The organism is Chryseobacterium sp. HNCC26DJ238 (assembly GCF_057180465.1).
Genome location: NZ_JBXUGI010000013.1, coordinates 148,447 through 156,438, shown reverse-complemented (window position 1 = coordinate 156,438; position 7,992 = coordinate 148,447). Strand labels below are relative to the sequence as shown.

Below are 7,992 nucleotides of genomic sequence, written 5' to 3'. Positions count from 1 at the left end.
ACGCTTATTTAATTATGCGTTTGGCTCAATAGATACGTATGATCTGTTGTTTGCTTTCTTTCTGAAAACTACTTTACCGTCAACAAGTGCATGCAAAGTGTGATCTTTACCCATACCAACATTCTCACCTGGGTGATGTTGAGTACCTCTTTGTCTGATAATGATATTACCAGCAATAGCTTCTTGTCCACCGAAAATCTTCACACCTAATCTTTTAGAATGAGATTCTCTACCGTTTTTGGAACTACCAACTCCTTTCTTGTGTGCCATTTTATTTTAAGGTTTTTTGGTTTAACAATTATTCTGCGCTTTCAGCGTCAGCTTTTTTAGTTGTTTTTTTAGCAGGCTTTTCTGCTTTTTTACCTTCAAATCCTGTAATACCAGTGATTTGAATTTGAGTTAAAGATTGTCTGTGACCATTCTTTACTTCATAACCTTTTCTTCTTTTCTTTTTGAAGATGATTACTTTATCAGCTTTTACGTGGTCTAAGATCTCTGCCTCTACAGTGATACCGCTTACAGCTGGGGCGCCTACAGTGATTGCTCCGTTTACAGTAAGAAGAATTTTATCGAAAGATACTTTTCCTCCTTTATCTCCTTTTAAACGGTTCACAAACAACTTCTGGTCTTGCTCAACTTTATATTGAAGCCCTGCTATTTCTACAATTGCAAACATTGTCTATAAATTTTTAGTTAATTCGAGGTGCAAATATAAGATTTTTTTTCTAATTAACTTACTGTCAAAACAATATTTTTACCATTTATAAAATTAACTATGCTCTGAATAATTTTTAGTGAAAAAAATATCTTAAAATGAGTTAAAATACATAATTTCGTTATCACCAAATTTTATTAATATGAAAAAAAGATTCTATTTCCCGATTCTTACGGGAGCTATCGCTGTATTATCATTAGCAGCATGTAATGACGATTCATTGGAAAACATCGATCCGCAACAGCAACAGCAGCCGCAAAACTTAAAACCTGAACAACCCGGTGAACTCGAAAAGGTTTGTTATTACGTAGATCAGTACTGGAGCTCAAACGCAGTTTTGACCACTTCACTGCCTACTTCTACAGACACCAATTTTATGAATGCACAAATGACGAAAATTGCAAGTCTTTGGGGAAGAAGCAATCCTACGCTGAGATTTGTAAATGATCCTTCCAGTCCAAACTCTACCTACAACGCAATTTCCTATTCAACAGGGAAAATCTATTATGGATATGCTATTTATGCGGATGCAAAAAATAAAGGAGGAAATATTGTCAATGCTATGATTCTGGCTCACGAATACGGTCATCAGCTGCAGTATATTTTCGGACTTCCTTCCGTAAGTGAATCCACTGCCAGACCAAACGAACTGGAGGCAGACGGTTTTGCAGGATATTACCTGAGAAGACCAAACGGATATAACCAAACATCCTTCGCCCAGATTGCTGCAGCGTACGAATTTGCCCAAAGCATCGGAGATTACCAAACTACAAGCGCAGGTCACCATGGAACACCGCCGCAGCGAAGATCTGCTGTTCGTTTAGGATTTCTGCTAGGTGAGTACGATCTTACAGCTTCTGCTTTCGATTACAACTTCTTCTATTATTATCAGGGTGTTTTAAACGGAACTTACAAAATGGGGAAAAACTCCCAGAATCCTGAACTTGATGCTTATATGAGCCAATATATAGATGAGTTAAGAAAGATTCAAAACGGAGAAATTTCTGCAGAAGAATTTAAAAACCTTAAATAAACATCAGTTAATATCTTTTCAGTTAGAGGTAAGACATTTTTCTTACCTCTTTTTTTTGCACCTTATATTCACGAAGTTTTGTTTACTTTTGAACATCATATCTTATAACATGAACAGAGATCTCTATATAGATTTTGCAAAAGGGTTAGCCACCCTTTCTATTATATTTATTCATACCGCCTTTTGGTCAGGACAATTTTATATAATACCCGAAATCAGGGTTTTTTCTTTGGTATTTGATGTTGCGCTTTTCTATGCTTTAAGCGGCATCACATCCGGCTCAAATATTGAAAAAACCCTTTACCGGTTACTGAAACTACAGGTCACTTATATGATTTTTGTAACCCTCCTTTTTTTTATGGATTATCTATTCAAAATTTTTGGGCTTACTTTTTTCTCTCTGGAATGGCTAAAGAGTTTTTACTCTACCTTCGGATCCAAATATGCCGCAACCAGTATTTCTACAGCTCCACAGTGGCAAAATTTAGGCAACTGGTACCTTCATGAATATTCAAATGCCGACACTTTCCCTGTTGTTATGGGAAGTTTCTGGTACCTCAAAGTTTATTATATTCTTACAGTATTCGGAGTTTTAATTTTACGGTTTTTCCCGAAACATATCAATTGGTTTATTGGCATATGCATCGTATTGACTTTACTCTTTAATATTTTTCCTGAATTGTACCCAACCGGACAGGTCGGATATGTTGCTTTCTACATGACTGTTTTTCTTATCGGAAACAGGATGCGTGGTAAAACAATTCCTGTAAAGCTAATCCCTGTTCTGTATAGCTTGGTGGCAGCAGCTTTGTTTTGGATGTTCTGGTATTTCGGGAACGAAATATTTTTTAAAATCAATAAACAGAAATTTCCTCCACAAACACCATACATCATTTGGTCTCTATTTTCACTGACTACCTTATTTATACTGTACAACAGATTAAAGATAACGAAGGAAAATTTCATCACCTATATCGGTAAAAATGCCATCTTCTTTTATTTCGGCCAGGGGATCAGTTCTTCATTAGTTTATTTTCTGGTGGTTCCGATGAAAGAACTTATGTCCTGGTGGCTGCTAATGATAATCATCTATACTATTAATATCTTTTTAGCTTTCATCATCGCTGTCGGTTTAAAGAAAGTAGATGCTTTCGGATGGAATATCTTAGAAATTCTCCGTAAAAAAACCGCTCAGTAATTACTGAGCGGCTATATATTGATTTTTGAAACCTAATCTCTTCTGGTTCTGCCTCCCCTTACTAACAGTGCTATAATAACGATAAGAACAATACCTCCAACGACTAAGTAAGTTGGATCCATATACCATTCTTCTGTCGTTGTAGTTGTAGTAGAAGAACTTACTTTAGTATCAGGTGCTGTTTCCTGAGCAAATGTAATAATACTGAAAAATAAAGTCAGCATCGTTAATGCAAACTTCTGAAGATTCTTTGTAATTGATGTAGTCATGATTTATAATTTTAATGTTATGTTAACTAAATCCAACTTTATGCCACACGCAATTTTAAAAGAAGATATTTTCATCATATGATAATTATGAGCTGGTAATCACAAATTACCAGTACATAATCCCATTATTAAACTTCCGGTTTAACAGAAATCAAAAAGACCGCTTTATTCAGTAAAGCGGTCTGATCATTCACTACCGATTAATTGTCATCAAAGCTTCCTGAGAAACTTTATATTCACCTTTCTGGTACGTATCTTTACTCGAAAGTAAAACTTCGTAGGTATAAATTCCTTTAGGTAAATTGTAGGTACACTCTTTTTCGTTCTTTTGAATAACGAATTCTTTTTTCACTTCTTCATCTTCTACGCTTCCGTTTAGCTTTACGGTAATTTTCTCATCCATTTTGTTTTTAAAACAGAAGCTGTCAACAGTTTTAGCATTGGGATCGACCGTCTTGGCTCCGTTACCTTTTATAGCCATATAGCCCTGTACAAGAATATTACCTATTGCCAACCCTTTATCTAAACCAGATGTTGTAGTCTGAGATTTTAAATCGCAAGAAAATAGAACAATAATTAACAAACATCCATATATACCTTTCATTATTTAAGAATATTCAGTTGAATACTAAATGTATCATAGTCAATCGTTCCTGTCGTTTTATATATAACCTTTCTGTTTTTAATAATATAAGTAACAGGAACTACCTCTGTTTTTATCAGTGATTTCAATTCTCTGTTCTCTAAAAAGTTCCTAATAGCTCTCCTGTATTCTGAATTCTCGAGGGTAATATCATTCGTAAGGTGAAATTTCCTAATCGACTGAGACAGTTTTTTTTCATCTCTATCTATGGATATTGTAGCAAACTTAACAGCAGGAAAATTATTTTTTAATTTAATAAATACAGGCATTTCCTCTATACACGGCCTGCACCAACTGGCCCATAAGTTGATGACCGAAACATCGCCATCCTGTAAATATTTTTTTGAAAACTCACTGTTTTCCATATCATATTTACTCTCAGATTCTATGTTATCATACTGCTTTCCTATAGTTACATCACCAAACTGGAATCCGACATTGTAAATAATCAAAACCAGGACAATAATTACAGACAGAGCTATTAGAAATTTTTTCATGTTTATTTTAATTGGATGTTTCTGGTATATATCTTTCCTTCTTCAACAGAATACCTTCCTGCCTTTATGACATATTTATTATCCACAACAATATCCTGATCAAAAACCAAAGTATCTGCATTTTCTCTTGCCAGCTTCAGCACTTTTTCATCTTTAGTCAAATCAATAACTGCATATCCTCCCTCAATATTTTTAGTCTGACGGCTAAAGCTTGGGTAAACAACACAGATGCTCGTTGAATAGCTGTAATGATGACCGAAAAGAGTTCCTTCATGAGTTTCCTGATAGCAGATTGCTTTCACACGTATTTTCTGAACGGTCGGCTCAAAAGCAACCTGTCCATTGATTACCTGATATAGGCCCGCTTTCATCACAGCTTCCAATCCGTCCTTTTCTAAAGTATTATTTTTATCAATTAAAGTAACATCTTCTTTAACTTCAATTTGAGATTCTTTATAAACAGAACCATCTCTATTTTTCAAATCAACCACTGCAATTTTACTATTTGTAATAATATAATGACACTCTTTGTCTGACCAGATTTCAATCCCAAAAGAACCTATCGAACAACATGAGATTGTAGTACACATCAGTAATCTTTTTCTTTCAGAAGACGGTTCTTTTGTTGACGCCAATAATTCTTCTGCATTTTTATTAACATAGTTCTGTGCTGAAGCAGAAATCCCAGTAAACATTGAAATAATACATACAATCTTAATTAACTTTTTCATAATATTTTTAATTATAAGTGTTTTTTTTATTAATTTTTTTTACACATCTATGTTTTCGCGAGAACATATTACAAAAATAACGGGTGAAATATTTATCTTCCCTTCAAAACTGAAAAATGTTTTATCACATTTTGGAAATTTTTATTCAATTTTGGAAATTTCCTGTCGGAATAGCTTTTTTACAAAATTATAATCATCAAATAAAAGGAAGCGTGTAATATTTCAGGTTTTAAAACTGGAATGAACAAACAAAAAAATAACTTCAGATACATTTGTAGATGTTGAATCTGAGGTTAAATTGCATTTAAATCTATCTGAAAGATAATTGAGAAGAGATCTATTTTACGGAATATAATTATTGTGACCATTGTTGTAAAAACAACTAAAGATCATTTAAATGGACAATTAAAAAAATCGTGAATCCGTAAAGATTACAATACATGCAATAAAACTTTTAATTTTCATTTTATAGAAGATGTGTCCATTTTCAAATTATTCATGTTCCTGATTTCTATGTATATTTATTATAATAAAATTATATAATCAGGTTCAATACGTTTGTTTGAAATTACGGACAGCGACTTTGCCACAACCTACGGTTTATTATTCATCTAAAAAACTCATTCAAGCTGATATTTCAAACAGAAAAGAAAATTTAATGCTTAGACTTCGTGAAATTTAGGTGGAGCTTTATTCTCCTCGTAATTCCGTATGTAAAAACTTTGATATATCATCATAATCAATTAATCCCTGATATTCTTTTATCAATTTTCTATCTTTAAAGATCACTGTTCTTGGTATTTCAAATGAAGTAATCTGAATAATATTAGATCTTGCCGGTTTTTTATAAAATAAGTTTTCCAAATACTTTTTATACACAAGATTTTCAATTGTTATATCAGTCCATTTAAATTTTTCAGAAGCTATGAATTTCTCTAATTTTTCTATATCACCTGCACTGTCAATTGAATATGAGATAAAATCTAACCCTTCTTTATTATAATCATTTTTTAATTTATTCAACAAAGGAATTTCTTCCAAGCATGGTTTGCACCAGGTGGCCCAAATAGTAACCACAATAATGTTGCTTGAATTATAGTATTTTTTATAAAACGGTGAGTCTTCAAATTTTAAATCTTTATCATTAAATGTAACAGTAGTATTTTTTACTATCTGCGAATTAAAAACTACTATGATAATGAAGGTAACAGAAAAAACAATAAGTAACAGAGAAATGATCTTTTTCATGATTAGCTGTTAAAGTTATAAAAGTCTTCACTTTACTTTCTGTAAGTGAAATGCATAATATTTAACACCATCCAATTCAAGGACTGTAATATCCGCTCCTGTATCAACGATATAATTAATTCCTTCATAATCCCAAATTCCACTTTTGATAATTTTTATATTTGCAAGATCCTTGGAATCTTTTAAATTTAATTGTTTTATCAATTCCTCTTCTTCTACATACATATAATCAACCTGATTATCACTTTGATCATTTCCATTCGCATTCCTTCCCCACCATATCATTGGCAGCTCATTGACTTTAGCTAGGCGACCGTACAAATCCGTATCAACTGTTACTGTACCAATCCCTACAGATAGGTAAAATTTTTTACAATATGCAAACTCCACTTTCTTTTTTTGCTGTTGATTTTGTGCAGTAATAAAGCCACCTGTTAAAAAAGTAAGAACACACATTATTTGGAATATTTTTTTTTACAATAGTAACTTTTATTGTTTTTGATTAATTTTTTACACATATTATGTTTTTGACAGAACATATTACAAAAATAGAAGGTGAACTATTTTTAGTTCATTCAAAACTGAAAAATGTTTTATCACATTTTGAAAATTTTTATGCAATTTTGGAAATTTCCTTGTTTGGGAGCTTAATATTTTTAGATACCTTTGTTTTAAATACGAAAAAAGATGAAAATAGGTCAAAAACTAAAAGGAATGAGAATAGAAAAAGGGTTGTCAACTATACAGGTTTCGGATATGCTGGACATTTCTGAATCTACTTATAGAAGATTTGAAAGCGACAAAAGTTTTCCTGATGTGTTTACATTGGATAAAATTTCAAAAATATATGATAAAAACTTTACCGACATCCTGCCTGAAAATATGACGATCATCAATAACAACAATGGTGAGCACGCAAACAACTCCGGTTATATCATCAATCAACAGCTCTCTGAAAAACTGATTGAACAGTATGAAGAAAGGATTAAAGATAAGGATGCTCAGATCACTCTGTTAAAAAGTCTCTTAGAAAAAAAATAATCAAGATCAAGATCAGCATTTAAAATTATATTATGTTTAAGTTGAAACTCCCTACCGATCCGAGGTGGGCAAATATTGCAGAAGGAAACATTCAGGAAATTTTAACTGACCACGCATGGTGTGAGCAGAAAGCCGCCACCAATGCCATCAGCCTGATTATTATGCTTTCGGAATATCCGGAAATCGTGACCGAACTTCTCGCAATCGCTCAGGAAGAACTTGATCATTTTAATCAGGTTCATGAGATCATTAAGAAAAGAGGATATACTTTTGGGAAAGCCAGAAAAGATGATTACGTAAATGAGCTGGCAAAATTTGTAGTTCAGGGAACACGTGAAAAATTAATCATTGATAAATTGCTTTTTGCCGCAATGATTGAAGCAAGAAGCTGTGAAAGATTTAAGGTTTTAACAGAAAATATAAAAGACGAAGAATTAAGAACTTTTTACAAAGAATTAATGATTTCCGAGGCAAATCACTATACAACATTCATCGGTTTTGCAAGACAGCTTGGTGACCTCGAGACCGTGAATAAACGTTGGGAAGAATGGTTGGAATACGAAGCTGAAATTATAAAATCCTACGGAAATAAAGAGACCATCCACGGTTAAACGAAT

General features: G+C 32.8%; 12 protein-coding genes. 4 read left to right on the top strand and 8 right to left on the bottom strand.

The annotated features are described in order from the left end of the window. Positions 1-12: 12 nt before the first annotated feature. Positions 13-270 carry a 50S ribosomal protein L27 gene (rpmA, locus tag AC2A07_RS13720; RefSeq protein ID WP_300348999.1) on the bottom strand — a complete coding sequence of 86 codons (258 nt, stop codon included), beginning with the start codon at positions 268-270 and terminating at the stop codon, positions 13-15. A 28-nt stretch (positions 271-298) separates the two neighbouring features. Continuing rightward, a complete protein-coding gene (gene rplU, locus AC2A07_RS13715) occupies positions 299-676 on the bottom strand; it encodes a 50S ribosomal protein L21 (protein ID WP_314494827.1) in 378 nt (125 codons plus the stop codon). 181 nt (positions 677-857) lie between these two features. Between rplU and AC2A07_RS13710 the strand changes: the two genes are divergently transcribed. Continuing rightward, complete coding sequence (locus AC2A07_RS13710; protein WP_484050881.1) at positions 858-1,748, top strand: neutral zinc metallopeptidase; 891 nt, start codon at positions 858-860, stop codon at positions 1,746-1,748. A 109-nt stretch (positions 1,749-1,857) separates the two neighbouring features. Continuing rightward, a complete protein-coding gene (locus AC2A07_RS13705) occupies positions 1,858-2,946 on the top strand; it encodes an acyltransferase family protein (RefSeq protein WP_484050880.1) in 1,089 nt (362 codons plus the stop codon). Between the two features lie 32 nt (positions 2,947-2,978). On the opposite strand, the gene AC2A07_RS13700 is transcribed toward AC2A07_RS13705, so the two are convergent. From AC2A07_RS13700 to AC2A07_RS13675, 6 genes are all read right to left on the bottom strand, one after another. Then, on the bottom strand, positions 2,979-3,215 hold the full coding sequence (locus AC2A07_RS13700) for a hypothetical protein (RefSeq protein ID WP_314494822.1): 237 nt from the start codon (positions 3,213-3,215) through the stop codon (positions 2,979-2,981). 193 nt (positions 3,216-3,408) lie between these two features. Then, the gene (locus AC2A07_RS13695; RefSeq protein WP_484050879.1) at positions 3,409-3,819 is read right to left on the bottom strand and encodes a hypothetical protein; all 411 of its coding nucleotides are present in this window, start codon (positions 3,817-3,819) and stop codon (positions 3,409-3,411) included. Next, complete coding sequence (locus AC2A07_RS13690) at positions 3,819-4,355, bottom strand: redoxin domain-containing protein (RefSeq protein ID WP_484050878.1); 537 nt, start codon at positions 4,353-4,355, stop codon at positions 3,819-3,821. Before AC2A07_RS13690 ends, AC2A07_RS13695 begins: the two co-directional genes overlap by 1 nt. 2 nt (positions 4,356-4,357) lie before the next feature. After that, a complete protein-coding gene (locus AC2A07_RS13685) occupies positions 4,358-5,086 on the bottom strand; it encodes a hypothetical protein (RefSeq protein ID WP_484050877.1) in 729 nt (242 codons plus the stop codon). Positions 5,087-5,776: 690 nt separating this feature from the next. Next, complete coding sequence (locus tag AC2A07_RS13680) at positions 5,777-6,334, bottom strand: TlpA family protein disulfide reductase (RefSeq protein WP_484050876.1); 558 nt, start codon at positions 6,332-6,334, stop codon at positions 5,777-5,779. A gap of 27 nt (positions 6,335-6,361) precedes the next feature. Further along, positions 6,362-6,790: a hypothetical protein gene (locus AC2A07_RS13675; protein ID WP_484050875.1), complete on the bottom strand. Its 429-nt coding sequence runs from the start codon at positions 6,788-6,790 to the stop codon at positions 6,362-6,364. Positions 6,791-7,021: 231 nt separating this feature from the next. Here AC2A07_RS13675 and AC2A07_RS13670 point away from each other — a divergent pair, with 231 nt between their 5' ends. Further along, on the top strand, positions 7,022-7,375 hold the full coding sequence (locus AC2A07_RS13670; RefSeq protein ID WP_314494814.1) for a helix-turn-helix domain-containing protein: 354 nt from the start codon (positions 7,022-7,024) through the stop codon (positions 7,373-7,375). A gap of 32 nt (positions 7,376-7,407) precedes the next feature. Further along, positions 7,408-7,986, top strand: coding sequence for a MiaE family protein (locus tag AC2A07_RS13665; protein ID WP_484050874.1), 579 nt, complete (start codon positions 7,408-7,410; stop codon positions 7,984-7,986). The last annotated feature ends 6 nt before the right edge of the window (positions 7,987-7,992 follow it).

Coding starts and splice junctions, on each gene's coding strand:
- AC2A07_RS13705 (WP_484050880.1), top strand. CDS start 1,858: ATGAACAGAGATCTCTATATAGATTTTGCAAAAGGGTTAGCCACCCTT.
- AC2A07_RS13690 (WP_484050878.1), bottom strand. CDS start 4,355: ATGAAAAAATTTCTAATAGCTCTGTCTGTAATTATTGTCCTGGTTTTG.
- AC2A07_RS13710 (WP_484050881.1), top strand. CDS start 858: ATGAAAAAAAGATTCTATTTCCCGATTCTTACGGGAGCTATCGCTGTA.
- AC2A07_RS13675 (WP_484050875.1), bottom strand. CDS start 6,790: ATGTGTGTTCTTACTTTTTTAACAGGTGGCTTTATTACTGCACAAAAT.
- rplU (WP_314494827.1), bottom strand. CDS start 676: ATGTTTGCAATTGTAGAAATAGCAGGGCTTCAATATAAAGTTGAGCAA.
- AC2A07_RS13685 (WP_484050877.1), bottom strand. CDS start 5,086: ATGAAAAAGTTAATTAAGATTGTATGTATTATTTCAATGTTTACTGGG.
- AC2A07_RS13700 (WP_314494822.1), bottom strand. CDS start 3,215: ATGACTACATCAATTACAAAGAATCTTCAGAAGTTTGCATTAACGATG.
- AC2A07_RS13695 (WP_484050879.1), bottom strand. CDS start 3,819: ATGAAAGGTATATATGGATGTTTGTTAATTATTGTTCTATTTTCTTGC.
- rpmA (WP_300348999.1), bottom strand. CDS start 270: ATGGCACACAAGAAAGGAGTTGGTAGTTCCAAAAACGGTAGAGAATCT.
- AC2A07_RS13670 (WP_314494814.1), top strand. CDS start 7,022: ATGAAAATAGGTCAAAAACTAAAAGGAATGAGAATAGAAAAAGGGTTG.
- AC2A07_RS13665 (WP_484050874.1), top strand. CDS start 7,408: ATGTTTAAGTTGAAACTCCCTACCGATCCGAGGTGGGCAAATATTGCA.
- AC2A07_RS13680 (WP_484050876.1), bottom strand. CDS start 6,334: ATGAAAAAGATCATTTCTCTGTTACTTATTGTTTTTTCTGTTACCTTC.